General features: G+C 74.6%; 12 protein-coding genes and 1 pseudogene. 6 read left to right on the top strand and 7 right to left on the bottom strand.

Features of this window, described 5'->3' with window-relative positions:
- Positions 1 to 161: 161 nt before the first annotated feature.
- Positions 162 to 1,745 carry a purple acid phosphatase family protein gene (locus tag ACFVHV_RS34240; RefSeq protein ID WP_380356533.1) on the bottom strand — a complete coding sequence of 528 codons (1,584 nt, stop codon included), beginning with the start codon at positions 1,743 to 1,745 and terminating at the stop codon, positions 162 to 164.
- An 88-nt stretch (positions 1,746 to 1,833) separates the two neighbouring features.
- Here ACFVHV_RS34240 and ACFVHV_RS34245 point away from each other — a divergent pair, with 88 nt between their 5' ends.
- Entirely contained in the window at positions 1,834 to 2,523 is a 690-nt protein-coding gene (locus ACFVHV_RS34245) for a response regulator transcription factor (protein WP_359907499.1), read from the top strand.
- A 409-nt stretch (positions 2,524 to 2,932) separates the two neighbouring features.
- Here ACFVHV_RS34245 and ACFVHV_RS34250 read toward each other — a convergent pair whose 3' ends face one another.
- Both ACFVHV_RS34250 and ACFVHV_RS34255 read right to left on the bottom strand, forming a co-directional pair.
- Positions 2,933 to 4,597 carry a peptide-N4-asparagine amidase gene (locus ACFVHV_RS34250; RefSeq protein ID WP_380356535.1) on the bottom strand — a complete coding sequence of 555 codons (1,665 nt, stop codon included), beginning with the start codon at positions 4,595 to 4,597 and terminating at the stop codon, positions 2,933 to 2,935.
- 241 nt (positions 4,598 to 4,838) lie between these two features.
- Entirely contained in the window at positions 4,839 to 5,741 is a 903-nt protein-coding gene (locus tag ACFVHV_RS34255; RefSeq protein WP_380356538.1) for a LysR family transcriptional regulator, read from the bottom strand.
- Positions 5,742 to 5,878: 137 nt separating this feature from the next.
- Between ACFVHV_RS34255 and ACFVHV_RS34260 the strand changes: the two genes are divergently transcribed.
- Together ACFVHV_RS34260 and ACFVHV_RS34265 are read left to right on the top strand one after the other, a co-directional pair.
- On the top strand, positions 5,879 to 6,913 hold the full coding sequence (locus ACFVHV_RS34260) for a pseudouridine-5'-phosphate glycosidase (protein WP_380356540.1): 1,035 nt from the start codon (positions 5,879 to 5,881) through the stop codon (positions 6,911 to 6,913).
- A 3-nt stretch (positions 6,914 to 6,916) separates the two neighbouring features.
- Positions 6,917 to 7,795 (top strand): PfkB family carbohydrate kinase, encoded by an 879-nt coding sequence (locus ACFVHV_RS34265; RefSeq protein WP_359907511.1) that lies wholly within the window; start codon positions 6,917 to 6,919, stop codon positions 7,793 to 7,795.
- Between the two features lie 9 nt (positions 7,796 to 7,804).
- On the opposite strand, the gene polX is transcribed toward ACFVHV_RS34265, so the two are convergent.
- Positions 7,805 to 9,535 (bottom strand): DNA polymerase/3'-5' exonuclease PolX, encoded by a 1,731-nt coding sequence (gene polX, locus ACFVHV_RS34270; RefSeq protein ID WP_380356543.1) that lies wholly within the window; start codon positions 9,533 to 9,535, stop codon positions 7,805 to 7,807.
- A 76-nt stretch (positions 9,536 to 9,611) separates the two neighbouring features.
- Positions 9,612 to 10,337, bottom strand: coding sequence for an ATP-binding protein (locus tag ACFVHV_RS34275; protein WP_359907516.1), 726 nt, complete (start codon positions 10,335 to 10,337; stop codon positions 9,612 to 9,614).
- Between the two features lie 293 nt (positions 10,338 to 10,630).
- Here ACFVHV_RS34275 and ACFVHV_RS34280 point away from each other — a divergent pair, with 293 nt between their 5' ends.
- Together ACFVHV_RS34280 and ACFVHV_RS34285 are read left to right on the top strand one after the other, a co-directional pair.
- A complete protein-coding gene (locus ACFVHV_RS34280) occupies positions 10,631 to 11,248 on the top strand; it encodes a helix-turn-helix domain-containing protein (protein ID WP_359907519.1) in 618 nt (205 codons plus the stop codon).
- Positions 11,245 to 12,603 (top strand): MFS transporter, encoded by a 1,359-nt coding sequence (locus ACFVHV_RS34285; RefSeq protein ID WP_380356547.1) that lies wholly within the window; start codon positions 11,245 to 11,247, stop codon positions 12,601 to 12,603. The genes ACFVHV_RS34280 and ACFVHV_RS34285 overlap by 4 nt, the downstream gene beginning before the upstream one ends.
- A gap of 18 nt (positions 12,604 to 12,621) precedes the next feature.
- Here the strand turns inward: ACFVHV_RS34285 and ACFVHV_RS34290 are convergent, their stop codons facing one another.
- Together ACFVHV_RS34290 and ACFVHV_RS34295 are read right to left on the bottom strand one after the other, a co-directional pair.
- Positions 12,622 to 13,293, bottom strand: coding sequence for a DUF6629 family protein (locus ACFVHV_RS34290; RefSeq protein ID WP_359907524.1), 672 nt, complete (start codon positions 13,291 to 13,293; stop codon positions 12,622 to 12,624).
- 210 nt (positions 13,294 to 13,503) lie between these two features.
- Positions 13,504 to 14,343, bottom strand: a pseudogene (locus tag ACFVHV_RS34295) (DMT family transporter); the annotation flags it as partial.
- 267 nt (positions 14,344 to 14,610) lie between these two features.
- On the opposite strand from ACFVHV_RS34295, the gene ACFVHV_RS34300 reads away from it, so the two are divergent.
- Complete coding sequence (locus ACFVHV_RS34300) at positions 14,611 to 14,874, top strand: dsRBD fold-containing protein (protein WP_359907527.1); 264 nt, start codon at positions 14,611 to 14,613, stop codon at positions 14,872 to 14,874.
- Positions 14,875 to 15,183: the final 309 nt, after the last annotated feature.

Genomic DNA, 15,183 nt, shown 5'->3' on the forward strand with positions numbered 1-15,183 from the left:
CCGGCGGGGGCGCTGCGGCGCGCCCCGGGGCGCCGACCCGCGCGGGGCGGCGCCGCGTCCGTGCGTGCGCGTGAGGCGGAGGGGCTACCGGGTGAGGCACGATGACGGGATGAGGCGCACCGGACGGTCTCCGCCGGTCGGAGGCTGCCGTCGAGTACGCCCTAGTGACCCCGGCCGCCGCCGCGGGTGCCGCGCGGGCGGGTCAGGGTGAAGCGGTCGACCGGGACGAGGTCCCCGTACGGGCCGCTGACGGAGTAGTAGGTGACGCCGATGGTGGTCTGCCCGTTGCGGCCGCCCGGGTCGACGTCGAAGGAGGCGAAGCCGTACGGGTTGTCGGCGTCCCGGAAGGCGGACCAGGGGGCGTCCTCGATCACGTACACCGGCGGGCGCTTGCCGGTGGCCGGGTCGACGGCGCCGACGCCGGTGATCACCCGTGCCTTGGCGGGGCTGAAGAAGAGCTGGTTGGACGGGGCGGAGGTGCCGCCGCCGCCGATGACCATGTGGACGGTGCCCTTGGTGGTGTCGATGGTCTCGGTGCCGGTGGAGACCGGGATCGGCGTGCGGGTGTCGGTCGGCTGCTGGCCGCGGATCGGGTGCGAGCGCTCGTAGTGGTGCTCGTGGCCGCAGACCACCAGGTCCACGCCGTACTTGTCGAACAGCGGCACCCAGGCCTCGCGGACGCCGAGGTCGGCGCCGTTGAACCTGTCGGCGGTGGAGATCACCACCTGGTGCATGCAGACCACGATCCAGTCGATCCCCGGGTCCGCGTTGGCCGCGATCAACTCCCGCTCCAGCCAGCGCTGCTGGGCGCCGCCGGAGTAGCCGTGGACGTAGCTGTTGCCGCCGTCCTGGTAGGCCACGTCGTCGTTGTTGAGGCTGATCACGCGTACCGAGCCGGCCGTGAACGAGTACCACAGGCCGTTGGTCTCCGGGTCGGAGCGGGCGTCCGGCAGCTCGAAGTACGCCTGGTAGGCGCCGTAGCCGATCGGGCCGTTGCCCTTCTCGTTCTCGTGGTTGCCGGCCGCGGGCATCCAGGGGCGGTGGCGGGCCGAGCGGCTGTTGTTCTCGAACCAGTCGGACCAGGTGCGGACCCGGTCGGTGGCGATGTTCGCGTAGCACAGGTCGCCGTTGAGCAGGTGGAACAGCGGGGCGATCCGCTCGACCCCGGCGGTGGTGTCGCCGGCGGCGGGGCTGCCGAGGTTGTCGTTCACGTAGCCGTTGGCGGTCTTCCTGCCGAGGGTGGGGGTGCCCTGGTCGCCGAAGCTGGTGAAGGTGAAGGCGGACCGGCCGCGCGGGGCGGTGCGGACGGTGCCGAGCTCGGGGGTGGTGCCGTCGTGGACGGCGGCGTAGACGTAGTCCGTGTCGGCGTGCAGGCCGGTCAGCCGGGCGTGGTGCGCCTGGACCTCGGTGCCGGAGGCGGCGTCCCGGTAGGTGCGGGTCGAGGCCTGGACCGTCCGGCCGAAGCCGTTGTTCGAAGTCCCGTACATCACACGCGGGTTGCCGACGGACCTGGTGGTGTGCCAGGAGACCACCACCTCGCGCGAGGCGTCCGAGCCGAACTGGAGGTGCAGGCCGGCCACGCGGGGCGCGCCGGAGCGGTCCGGGCGCTGCCAGAGCACCGGGGAGGCGGCGGCGGGGGTGGCCTGGACGCCGGCGAGGGACACGGCACCGCCGAGGCCGACGCCGGTCGCGCCGGCCAGGAGCCCGCGCCTGCTGACGGAGGGACGTCCATTGGAATCGTTCATGGCGGCCAGCTCACCGGACGAAGGTGAACCGGGCCGGTTCCACCGCGTGAACTTTCCCGTCCGCCACCCGTGCGCCACACTGCTGGGCGTGACGAGTGCGAACGGTGGGGGCCGGCGGGTGATCCGCACCCTGATCGCCGACGACCAGGAGGCCGTCCGGCGGAGTGTCCGGCGGATCCTGACGGCCCAGCCGGACATCGAGGTCGTGGGCGAGGCGGTGGACGGGCTGTCCGCGCTGGAGCTGGCGGCCGAACTGCGGCCGGACGTCGCGCTGGTGGACATCCGGATGCCGCGGATGGACGGACTGGAGCTGACCCGGCGGCTGGCCGGGCCGGACGTGGCGGATCCGGTGCGGGTGGTGGTGCTGACCACCTTCGACCTGGACGAGTACGTGTACCCGGCCCTGCAGCACGGGGCGTCCGGCTTCCTGCTGAAGCGTTCCGGCCCGTCCCTGCTCGCCGAGGCGGTACGGGCGGCGGCGGACGGGGAGAGCCTGATCAGTCCGTCGGTCACGGTCCGGCTGCTGCGGCACGTGACGCAGCCGCGCCGCCCGGAGCGCCGGCGGGCGGCGCCGGTGGTGCCGCTGACCGAGCGGGAGGTGGAGATCGCCGGGCACGTCGCGGCGGGCCGCACCAACGCGGACATCGCCGCGGAGCTGTTCATCTCGCCGGGAACGGTGAAGACCCACGTCGCCAGCATCCAGCGCAAGCTCGGGGTGGCGAACCGGGTCGGGATCGCCGTGCACGCCTGGGAGATGGGCTGGGCGGGCGCGCGGTAGCCGGGGCGCGGGAGGTGCGGCGCGGGGACAGGACGCGGGAGGCGCGGCGCGCGGGAAAAGGTGCGCGTCCACGGGCCGAGGGGATGCTCCGTGGACGCGCGGAACCTACGAGGTGGGGGTGGCCTCCGGACGTGACGTCCTCCGGCCGGTAGTTCGATCGTCGACCGAGGTAGTCCCAGCGGCAGACCCTGATCCGTCTCGATCCGTCGCCACTGCCTCCTGCGGTCGAACTTCCTTCAGCTACCTCGCAGGTCCACCTCCCATCATGCGCCTCCTACGGGCCGTGCACCAGGGGTGAACGGTATGAATCCGACCAATTTCGCAACTCGGGCGGCGACGTGCCGGCGAGGGGCGGCGAGCGGCGTCGACGTGCCGCGGAGGGGCGGCGCGGGCCGGCGAGCGGCGACCGTCAGGGCCGCGGCCAGCCGTCCACGAAGTTCAGGGTCCGACGGTACGGCCCCTCGGGCCCGGTGCTCCGGTACTCCTCGGCGCTGCTGCCGGTCCGGACGGTGCGGTCCCCGTCGTGCCGCGTGGCGGTGGGGCGCAGGGTGTGGTCGACGGTGGAGCGCTCGGTGACGTGGCCGCCGGTCGCCGCGGTGGTGTCGCGGTGGTAGCCGAGGTCCATGGCGGTGGTCTGGTCGGTGTTGCCGGCCGCGTCGCGGCTCACCCGGTAGCTGACGTCCAGCGGTTCGCCCTCGTGGACGGTGGTGGTGCGGTGCGGGCCGCCGCCCCAGGTGGCGGTGGTGCGGGTGAGGTCGGCGCCGTTGTGCAGCGTCACGTCGTTGCCCGCGTCGCGCAGTCGCTGGGTGGAGCGGAAGGCGAGTTCGTCGTGGACCTCGGTGGTGATCCGGCCGTGCGAGGTCTGCACCCAGCCCCGGGCGAGGTCGTTCCGGGCGGCGGTGACCGTCCAGTCGCCGCTGCCGCCGCCGTGGTCGGCGAGGTCGGTCGCGACGGTGGCCTCCGGGGCGACCCGGTGGTCGGTGAGCTGTCCGGTGGTGCGGTCGGCGCCGTGGTCGGTCTCGGCGAAGAGGTTGACCTGGCCGGTCCAGATGTCGTTGCTCTGCGCCTCGGCGGTGTTCAGGGTGACGCCCACGGCGTGCGGCCGGCCGTCCAGCAGCAGCCCGACGTACGGGGTGAGGTCGAGCCGGTAGGCGGGCAGGTCGAAGGCGAAGACGCCGGGCACGGGCCGCCAGAGCAGCGGGTCCCAGCCGCCGGTGTAGATCACCGGGTACGGCCAGACCGCGCCGGCCACCCGGCCGTCCACGGTCAGCCGCAGCTCGCGGAACGGGCCCTTGCCGCAGATGCCGGTGCCCGGGTTGGCGGCGGCGAAGGCGTCCGGGGCGGAGGCGTACGCGAACTCCTCGCAGGCGCCGCCGCCCCGGGCGTAGACCTCGGCGGTGAGGCGTTCGAGGTTCTGCGGGAAGGTGAGGTCGCGCCCGGCGGCGGGGGAGGTGCTGGTGAGCCCGAACGGTCCGGTGGTGAGCAGCCGGTCGGCGGCGCGGGCGGCCGGCCAGTGGGCGTCGGCGGTGTAGAAGGTCAGGTTGGCGCTGATCGTGAAGACGCCGGTGTAGGTGGCGTCGGTGACGTTGGCGAGGTCGAAGGAGAAGTCCTGCGGGCCGCCGGTGAAGAGCGGGGCGTAGCGGGTGACGTCGTGCTCGACGTTCCAGGCGATGCCGTCCTTGGACGGCTCGGGGGTGGAGGAGAGCAGCACCTGGACGCCGCCGACGCGGACGCTGAAGATCCGGTCGAACTGCCGTCCGGCGACCTGTCCGTGGAGGTCCAGGACCACCGCGGACCAGGGTCCGGCGCAGTCGGCGGGAGGGGTGAGGGTGGTGGTGTACGGGGTGTCCGGCGGGTTGCCGTACCCGTTGCGGAACTCGCGTTCGTGCATCGCCTCGACGGTGCAGGAGCGGGTGTCGGGGCGGGTGAGCGGCTTGGTGGCGGTGACCGGGTCGTGGTAGTCGGTGCCGAAGTCGGCGTGGGCCGGGCCGGCGGCGGTGAGGGTGCCGGCCAGGGTGAGGACGGCGGCGCCGATCAGACCGGCGGCGCGGCGGAGCAACGGGCGCAGGGCCAAGGCGGGTTCCCGGGGTTCGGCGGCCCGCGGGCGGGTGCCGCGGGCCGGTCGGATGATCCGGGAATCCTTCCGGTGGTGGCATGCCAGCGTCAAGGATTCCGCCGGTCGGACTCGGACTCGGACCCGGACCCGGGTTCGGACCCGGGCTCGGGCTCGGGCTCGGACCCGGATTCGGGCTCGGACCCGGATTCGGGCTCGGGTCCGGACTTGGGCTCGGACCCGGGCCGTGCGACGGGGCGGGTCAGACGTCCTCCAGCTCCGCGGCCTCCTGCCGGATCAGGTCCCGCAGCGAGGCCAGCCGGGGCCGCCGGTCGTCCGTCCGCCACTGCATCTCCAGCGGAAGGGTGGCCCGCCCCTCCAGCCGTACGGTGGCCACGTCCTCGGTGAGGTGGCCGGTCATCGAGCCGGGCACCAGCGAGAAGGCGCGGTTGCGGGCGAGCAGGTAGAGCCGGGAGCCGACGATCCGCGGCGGGCTGACCAGCACCGGTGGGTCCACGCCGTGGTCCGCGCAGAGGCCGAGCACGTGGTCGTAGTAGCGGGGGTGCTGCTCGCGCGGCCACAACAGCAGTGGCAGGTCGCGCAGTTCGGCCAGGCCCAGGCTGCTCCGGCGGGCCAGCGGATGGTCCCGGCCGAGCGCCACCAGGACCGGTTCGTCGGCGATCCGCTCCAGCCGGTAGCCGGTCACCTCGTCGAGGAAGCGCCCGAGCCCGATGTCGGCCAGCTCGGCGGCCAGGGTGGCGGAGACCTGCCCGGTGTCCACGGCGAGTTCGGTGGTGTCGAGCGCCGGAAGCTCCTGCTCGGCCCGGCTGACCACGGCGGGCAGCAGTCGGTTCACCACGCTCGGCGAGGCGACGATCCGGGCGGTGCCCAGCCGGGACTCCTCGTGCAGCCGTACCCGGGTCAGCAGCGTCTCGGCCTGCCGCAGCAGCCGGGCGCTCTCGGTGGCCATCACCTCGCCGGCCTCCGTGAGCGCCACCGAGCGGCGGCTGCGGTCGAACAGCTCGACGCCGACGGTCCGCTCCAGCCGGGCGACCTCCTGGCTCACCGTCGGCTGCGAGATGTGCAGCCGCTCGGCGGCCCGCCCGAAGTGCAGCGTCTCGGCGACGGTCAGGAAGACCTGGAGCTGACGCAAGGTGAGACCCATGGTTGTCAGGGTAGACGAACCAATAGGCGCAGGCCTATCGGAAACCTCAGGACTCATTCTGGATTCCGATGCGAGCCGTCCATACGCTGAGCAGACGTTGCCCCACCGCAGTGGCAACCTCACAGAGAGTTCGCATCATGACCGGACTTCGCCCCACCACTCCCGCCGTCCAGGTCTCCGAGGAGGTCGCCCGGGCCCTCGCCGAAGGCCGGCCGGTGGTCGCCCTGGAGTCGACCATCTTCACCCACGGACTGCCGCGGCCGCGCAACCTGGCCGTCGCGCTGGAGGCCGAGCGGCAGCTGCGGGCGGCGGGCGTCGTCCCGGCCACGATCGGGGTGCACGCCGGGGTGCCCACGGTCGGGCTGAGCACCGAGCAGATCACCGAACTGTCCGCCGTCGACGGCCTGGACAAGGTGAGCCTGCGCGACCTCCCGGTGGTCGCCGCGCTCGGCCGGCACGGCGGCACCACCGTCGCCGCCACCGCCTTCCTCGCCCACCGCGCGGGCATCCGGGTCTTCTCCACCGGCGGCCTCGGCGGCGTGCACTTCGGCGCCTCGGAGAGCTTCGACGAGTCGGCCGACATGACCACCCTGGCCGCCACCCCGGTCACCGTGATCAGCGCCGGCGTGAAGTCCATCCTCGACATCAGGGCCACCCTGGAGCGCTTCGAGACCTACAACATCCCGGTCATCGGCTACCGCACCCGCAAGTACCCCGGCTTCTACGTCACCGACTCCGGCCACGAGATCAACTTCAGCGTGGAGTCGCCCGAGCAGGCCGCCAGGATCATCGAGTCCCGGGACCGGCTCGAACTGCCGCAGGCCGTCCTGATCGCCAACCCGGTCGACCCGGCCAAGCAGCTGCCGCCCGACGAGCTGGACGGCATCCTCGCCCGCGCCTGGGCGGAGGCCGAGCGCCGTGGCGTCACCGGCAACGCCTCCACGCCGTTCCTCCTCGACTTCATCCAGCGGGACACCGGCGGGCGCAGCCTGGAGGTCAACGTCGAGGTGTACCGGGGCAACGTCCGGCTCGGCGGGGAGATCGCGACCGCGCTGGCTGCGGGGGTGGGTTCGGCGGCGGGTGACGCCGCTTCGGACGGCGCGGGCCGTGGTGCCGGTGACGCCGCAGCGGGTGACGCCGCTTCGGCCGTCGTCGCCGACGGCGGGGCCTGAGCCGTGCTGGGGGTGCTCGGCGACCTCGTCGAGGACATCGTGGTCTGGGCCGACGGCCCGCTGCGGCACGGCACCGACTCCGGCGCCCGGATCTTCCGGCGGCGCGGCGGCAGCGCGGCCAACGTCGCCTGCTTCGCCGCCGGGCAGCACCCCGCCCGCTTCCTCGGCTGCGTCGGCGAGGACGCGGTCGGGGACGGCCTGGTCGCCGAACTGGCCGGCCACGGCGTCGACGTGCGGGTCTCCCGGCGCGGCCGGACGGGCAGCGTCGTGGTGCTGATCGACCAGGACGGCGAGCGGACCATGCTGCCCGACCGGGGCGCCGCCACCCTGCTGGAGCGGGTCCCGGACGAGTGGCTGACCGGACTGACCCACCTGCACGTGCCGGCCTACTCCTTCGACGGAGAGCCGGTCGGCGGCACGGCGGTGGACGCGCTCGCCCGGGTCCGGAGGGCGGGCGGCACCACCTCGGTGGACGCCTCCTCGACCGGCATGCTGGAGCGGTTCGGACGGGAGCGCTTCCTTGGTCTGCTGGCCGAGTCGGCGCCGACCTTCGTGTTCGCCAACCGCTCCGAGTCGGCGTTCCTCGGGCTGCTGGTCGGCGGTCTGCCCGGGCCGGAGCGCGCCCGGCTGGCGGCCACCGCGGTGGTCACCAAGGCGGGTGCCGAGGCGACCGCCGTCGACGTGCCCGGCGAGCCGCTGGTCATGGTGCCGGTGCCGCCGGTGGCCGAGGTGCGCGACCTCACCGGGGCCGGGGACGCCTTCGCGGCGGGGTTCCTGGCCGGCTTCCTGGACACCGGGGACCTCGGGCGCGCGGCCGGGCTCGGGCACCGCAGCGCGGCCCGGGTGCTGGCCTCGCCCGGGGCCTCCTGCGGCGGGGAGTGACGTTCGGGGCTACCCGGGCACCGCGTCCTTGCGGAGGAAGTGCTTCAGCTTCTGCCAGGTCCAGGTGTTGACCACGTCCTCGGCGGTGAGCCAGCCGCGCTGCGCCGTGCCGATGCCGTAGCGCGGGTAGCCGAGCTGGCCGGTGGCGTGGGCGTCGCTGTCGATCGCGAAGCGCACGCCGTGCCGCCGGGCCCGCAGGACGTCCTCGTCGCGCAGGTCGAGCCGCTGCGGGGAGCTGTTGATCTCGATCGCGGTGCCGGTGCGCGCGGCGGCCTCGAACACCGCGTCCAGGTCGACGTCGATCGGCCCGCGCCGGCCGATCCGGCGGGTGGTGAGGTGCCCGATGACGTGCACGTACGGGTTCTCGCAGGCGCGGATCAGCCGACGGGTCTGGGCGGCCCGGTCCAGGGTGAAGTGCGAGTGCACGGAGGCCACGCAGACGTCGAAGCCGGCCAGGAACTCCGGTGGCCAGTCCACCCCGCCGTCCGGGCCGATGTTCAGCTCGGTGCCGTGCAGCAGGCGCAACTTCTTGTGCCGGCCGGCGAGTTGCCGGAGCTGTTCGCGCTGGGCGAGCATCTTCTCGTCCGTCATCCGCTGCATCACCAGGTCCGGGGCGTGGTCGGTGACGGCGAAGTAGGAGTAGCCGCGGGCGGCCGCGGTGTCGATCATCTCCTCCAGGGTGGCCAGCCCGTCGGTCAGGTCGGTGTGGGTGTGCAGGTCGCCGCGCAGGTCGGACTCCTGGACCAGGTCCGGGAGTCCGCCGTCCAGCGCGGCCTCGATCTCGCCCCGGTCCTCGCGCAGCGGCGGCGGGATCCACGGCAGTCCGAGGGCCGCGTACACCTCGTCCTCGGCCTCCGAGACCACCTTGGCGCCGCCGTCCACCTCGAACAGCCCGTACTCGGAGAGCTTCAGCCCGGCCCGGACGGCCATCGTGCGCAGCTTGATGTTGTGCGCCTTCGAGCCGGTGAAGTAGACCAGTGCGGCTCCCCAGTCCTCCTCCGGGAGGACCCGCAGATCGACCTGTACGCCCTGGGTGGTACGGACCGAGGTCTTGGTGCTCCCGCTGCCGATCACCTCGGCGACGGAGGGGAGTCCGGTGAGCGCGGCCATCAGCGGGGCGGAGTCCTCGGCGGTCGCGAGCACGTCGATGTCGCCCACCGTCTCGCGCATCCGGCGCAGCGAGCCCGCGTACGCGCAGCGGGTGCAGCCGGGGACGGCGGAGAGCACGGCGACGAGCTGCTCGGCCAGCTCGCTGGCGGTGTCCAGCAGCGTGCGGCCGCCGGACTGCCGCATCAGCTCGATGCCGTGCAGGATCTTCTCGCCGCTGCGCTCGCCGAAGCCGGGCAGGTCGGCGAGCCGCTCCGCGCGGGCGGCCGCGGCGAGTTCGTCCACCGAGGAGATCCCGAGGTCGCGGTAGAGGGCCAGGGCGCGCTTGGGCCCGACACTGGGGACGGCCATCATCTCCCGTACGCCGGACGGGATCTCGGCGCGCAGCGCCTCCAGGGCGGGCACGGTCCCGGTGGCGAGGTACTCGGCGATCTTCTCGGCCGTGGACCTCCCGACGCCGGGGATCTGCTGCAGCCCCTTGACGTCCAGGCCGGCCAGGTCCCCGGGGTGGCCGCCGACCGCCCGGGCGGCCTTCTCGTAGGCGCGGGCCCGGAAGGCGTCCCCGCCGGTGATGTTGATCAGGTCGGCGTACTCCTGGAGCAGCTCCCTGACCTGGTCGTTGAGCCGGGGCATGGGGCAAGTCTAGGTTTCGTGGGCCGAATCCGCCGGGTGCGCGCCCCGGTCCGGCCCCGGACGCCGCGGTACTCGGTCAGTCGTACGCGACGGTCAGCAGCAGGACGACGGTCAGCCCGCCGCCGGGGGTGGGCTCCACCGCGAGCCGGCCGCCGGCGGCGTCCACCAGGCTGTGCAGGGCGGGCCCCACCACGCCGTCCGTCCGGACACCGGCGATCAGCCGTTCGCGCGCCCCGGTCGGCTCGGAGGAGCCCCGGTCGCAGACCCGGACCTCCACCCGGCCGCGGGTCGCCGCCGCCCGTCCGGACGCCCGTGGTGCGGACGCGCCACCCGCCACGTCCGCCCGGACCAGCACCCGGCCGCCCGGCGGGCTGCGCCGGATCGCCTGGTCGACCAGCCCGGCGACGGCCGTCTCCAGCCGGCGGGCGTCCCCGGCCACCACCGGCAGCCCCGGCGCCACCCGGACCGTGACGGCCGCCGCCCGGCCACCGCCGCGCACCACCCGGCGGACCAGGTCCGCCACCTGGACGTGCCGGGCCGTCGGCTCGCAGCCGTCCTGCCGGCCGGTCCAGCGCAGTCGCTCCAGCTCGGTGCGGGAGAGCGACCTGGGCGCGGCCATCACGCCCGGTGAGAACGGGCCGAGGCCCTCCTCGGCCTCGGTGGTCGCCAGTGCGCCCGCGCGCCCGGACCCGCTCCGGTGGCCGGTGCCGCCCGCGCCGCCGAACGCGCCGACGGCGCCGCCGAACGCGCCGAGCGCCCGGGCCCCCGACGCGACGTAGCTCCAGAGCCTCCCGCGTGCCATCGCCCTGCCCCTCGTGCTCGCCGGCGGCCGTCATCGAATCCGCGGCCGACCGGGACGGGCCGACCACCGGGCCCTTCCTGCCAGCCTGCGCCTCGCCCGCCCGGGTGACAATCCCGCTCCGGGCCGCGGTCCGCTCCGGGGCCCCCGCCGAGCGGCCGGTCGGGCACCCGCCGACCGGCGGGGCCCCGGAGGCGCGGCCTCCTGCGCGTCGAGCAACCGCGAAGACTTCTTCGCAAAGAACCCTTCGCGAAAAACCCTTTGCAAAGAAGCCTTTGCGGTTCTAGTCTCCTGCCATGACCGAAGAGCGCGGCTGGAAGCACAGTGACGACCCGCACATCGCCATCACCGCCAAGAACATGCGGGCGATGGCGCACCCCGTGCGCATGCAGCTGGTCGGACTCCTGCGCAAGCACGGCCCGTCGACGGCGACGAGGCTCGCCGCACAGCTGGGGCTGAACTCCGGAGCCACCAGCTACCACCTGCGCCAACTCGCCGCCGCGGGCTTCGTCGAGGAGGACGAGGAGCGGGGCAACGCCCGCGAGCGCTGGTGGCGTTCGGCCCACCCGCTGACCGTCTGGACGGTGGACGACATGGCGGACGACGACCTCGACACGGCCGCCGGCTTCCTGCGGTCCGTCCTGGCCGCGCACACCCTGACCGCCCAGCGCGCGCTGGACGCCTTCGAGACCATGCCGCGCGAGTGGCGCCGGGTGACGGACCTCAGCGACCGGGTCCTCCAGCTCACCCCCGCCGAGGCCGAGCGGCTCTCCGGCGAGCTGTTCGAGGTGGTCCGGCGCTACCGGCAGATCGACCACGGCGGGCCGGCCCCGGAGGGTACCGAGCAGGTCTCCGTGATCGTCCACGTCCTGCCGGACACGAGCACCACCACGACCGAGGGGGAAACCGCATGACCACCACCGGCACCGGCACCGCCGCCGTCCACGCGCCCGGGCGCAGCTTCCGCCCGCTGGCCGGGGTGCTGGCCGCCACGGTCGTCTCCGTGACCGGCACGCGCGTCTCGGCCATCGCCCTGCCCTGGTTCGTCCTGGCCACCACCGGCAGCGCCACCATGACGGGCCTGGTCGCCTTCGCCGAAATGGCGCCGTACGTGGCGGTCAAGGCGCTGACCGGGCCGTTGGTGGACCGGCTCGGGCCGCGCGTGGTGTCCTGGACGACGGACGCGGTCAGCGCCGTCACGGCCGGGCTGGTCCCGCTGCTGCACGCCCGGGGGCTGCTCCCGTTCTGGGCGCTGCTGGTGATGGTTGCGGTGATCGGGGCGATGCGCGGCCCGGGGGACTTGGCCAAGTCCGTCATGGTCCCGGAGGCGGCCGACCACGCCCGGGTGCCGATGGAGCGCGCCACCGGGCTGTCGGGGGTCACCGAGCGGCTGGCCTCCACCATCGGTCCGGCGGTCGGCGGCGGGCTGGTCGCCCTGATCGGGCCGCTGGCCGGGCTGGCGGTCAACGCGGTCACCTTCGCGCTCGGGTCGCTGATCATCGCGGTCGCGCTCCCGCGCGGCATGGGGCGCCCGGCGGTGCCCGCCGTGGCAGCCGAACCCTCGGCGGAGGAGCAGCCCGCGGGCTACTGGCGGATGTTCCGCGAGGGCTTCACCTTCCTGCGCTCGGAGCCGCTGCTGCTCACCGTGATCGTGATGATCGGCATCACCAACCTGATCGACGCCGGGTTCACCGCCGTCCTCGTCCCGGTCTGGGCGCGCGAGTCCGGCAACGGTCCGGCCGCCATCGGCCTGGCCACGGCCGTCATGGGCGCCACCGCGGTCGTCGGCAGCCTGATAGCGGCGGCCGTCGCCTCCCGGCTGCCCCGCCGGACGGTGTTCTTCGCCGGCTTCCTGCTGTGCGGTGCGCCGCGCTTCCTGGTGCTCGCCCTCGACGCGCCGATGTGGCTGGTGCTCACGGTCTTCGCGATCGGCGGCTTCGGCGCCGGCTTCCTCAACCCGATCCTCGGCGCGGTCCTCTTCGAACGGGTGCCCCGCCACCTGCTGGGCCGCGTCCACGCCCTCGGAGACTCCCTCTCCTGGGCCGGCATCCCGCTCGGTGGGCTGGTCGCCGGTGCGGCGGTCGCGGCGGTCGGGCTGATACCCGGCCTGATCGCCGGTGGAGCCCTCTACTTCGCGACCACGACCCTGGCCGGGCTGCGCCCCGAGTGGCGCGAGATGGACCGTTTCCGAGGGCACGCGGGCAGCGCGGTCCGGGCGAGCGGCGCGGCCGACGCGGCCGACGACTCGGAACCGGCGCACTGCGCTTAGCCGGCCCCAGGGGACGCCCTACCGGGCCCGGCCTTCGGCGGGGGCTGGCCCGCTCGCCGGTCGGTGGCCCGCCCACTGGAGCAGCAGCAGGCTGGTCAGCGCGGCGAGGGCACACCACGTGGAGACGAAGGCGAGGTGCCAGAGCAGGGCGCAGGCGGCGGCGCCCGCGCCGGTGAGGAGACCGAGACGGCGGAGCAGCCGGTCGCCGCTTGCCAGCAGGGAGCCGACGGTGACGAGGAGGTAGCCGGTCAGCAGGAGAGCCGGGTACGGGATGCCCACCGCATAGCCGAGGGTGTGGCCGTGCACGGTCGCCCCCACCGGGTGGGAGCCGATGGCCACGGCCAGCGGAGCGGCGACCGCCGCACCGAGCAGGGTGAGCGCGGCGAGCAGCCGTCGGCGCGGGCCGTCGGTCGCGCACCACACGGCGGCGGGGACCAGGACGGGCAGCAGAGGCAGGGCGACCACCGCCCAGGCGGTGCGGGCCGCTCCGGCGAGGCCGTCCGGCAGTCCGCCGTCGGTGCCGAGCCAGACCATCGCCTCGATCAGCTGGTGCACGCCCAGGACCAGGGGGAGCGCGGCGAGCGGCAAGCGCTCGGGCCGGCCGGCCCGGTGGGCGCGGACCAGGCACGCCACCCCCGCGACCGCGACCAGCCCCCCGGCCACGGCGTCCGCCTGCGCACTCCAGCACATCGGGGCCTAACCGGTGCTCCCGGGGCGGTCGTGCTCCGCGGACCCGCCCGTCGGTTCGTCCTTCGGATTGCCGTCAGGATTGCTCTTCGGCTCGTCGTCCGGTCGGTCCTCCGGACCGCCCCCGGACTTCTGCTCCGCCCCGCCCTCCCGCGGCTCTGCCCCGTCCTCGGGCGGTGCCCCGATGCTCTCCAGGGTGTCGCGGACGGTCCCGGGCATCGCCGGATGGCGGCCGATCACGATCACCCCGATCACGATCGCGACCAGCCCGGCAGCCTGCCAGGCCAGCGCCGCCGGGGTCACCCGCAGCCGGTCGCCGAGGAACCCGACCGCGCAGGCGATCCCGGCCACCGGCTGGGCGGCGGTCAGCGCCGGCAGGGACATCCGCAGCGGCGCCGCCTCGAAGGCGCTCTGCACCAGCAGCAGCCCGACCACGCCCGCCACCACCACCGCGTACGGTTGCCAACTGCGCAGCACCGCGGACAGGCCCTCGTGGTCGAGGCGCTGGGTGGTGGTCCGGGTCAGCGCGTCCTGGAGGCCGTAGAGCAGCCCGGCGGCGAGCGCCAGCAGGGTCGCCTCCTCGAACAGCGGCAGCCGCCGGGCCAGCGAGACCAGCAGCACGACCAGCCCGACCACGGTGCCGACCACCAGCCAGTGCCGCAGCTCCCCGGCGGGCGCCCCGCCGCCGGTCGGTTGCCCGGCCACGATGAAGGCCGTCACCCCGAGGGCCAGCAGCAGCACCCCGGCCCAGCCGGAACGGCCCAGGGTCTGACGGGTCAACACCCGGGCCAGTGCCATGGCGAAGATCAGATTGGTGGCCAGCAGCGGTTCGACCAGCGACACCTCGCCCTGGTTGAGGGCGAACGCCGAGAGGATCAGCCCGCTGACCATGAACCCGGTGCCGAGCAGCCACTGCGGCATCCGCATCAGGTCCAGCAGCAGCCGCCAGCGCAGCAGATCGGAGCGCGGGGCTTGCTGCGCCGCGTGCTGCTGGAGGACGAAGCCGAGCCCCAGACAGCAGGCCGCACTGAGAGCGAGGAGGAAGACCGCCACGGAGGGACCACCAGGTTGTCGCTGCCCGCGCCGCGCCGACGGCTCCGAGAGGTGGGTCGGAGGTCGCGGCCGCTCCCGCCAGCCTACCGCCGGGCCGGTGCCCGGGCGGGGCGCACGACACGCGCGCGGCGCGGCGGGCGCCGGGCCGTCCGGCAGCGCTTGCCGCCACCGGCGGGGCAGGCGCACGCTGGTGTGAGCGGCCGCCACGGGTCACCGTCCGTGCCGGTCCGGACAGGCGCGACGGGGGCCGGCGCCAGGAGGTGTGGCATGCACAACCAGTGGGACGTGGAGCTCAGCTTCGAGGAAGACGGCGTGCACACGGCGTGCGAGGCCAGGCTGACCGGCGCCAGGGCGCCAGGCCTGAGCGCGCACGGCGAATCCGTGAAAAGTGCGGAGGACCGTCCGCTCGCCAGGATCGGCGAGGAGGTCGCGGCCGCCCGGGCCCTGGAGGACCTGTCCCGCAAGCTGCGGGCCCAGGCCACCGGGGAGATCGACGACGAAGGGCACCGCCCGGGGTACCTGATCTATTGAGCCCACCGGCAGCCGAACCCCCGTAGGCCGCGGCGGCCCGTGCACGGCTACCGGACCGGGAAGGGCGTGCCGCGGAGCTGTCGCGCCGCCGGACCGTCGCGCCGCCGGGCGGAGCCGCTCCTCCCGGGCCGCGAAGGCTTCGAGCAACAGCTCGGCGGCCGTGCGCTCGACGTGGCGCTCGCGGACGACGGCGTCCACGCAGGCGCGCTCCGGCGCGGTCCGGCCCGAGTGGAGGCGCCGCCACACCACGTCCGCCGTCCCCCGCGGTGCCACGGCCCCGGCCCTCAGCCTCCGCCGCATGGTGGAGTA

Source organism: Kitasatospora sp. NPDC127116 (genome assembly GCF_042677365.1).
GTDB classification, from domain to species: domain Bacteria; phylum Actinomycetota; class Actinomycetes; order Streptomycetales; family Streptomycetaceae; genus Kitasatospora; species Kitasatospora lactacystinica.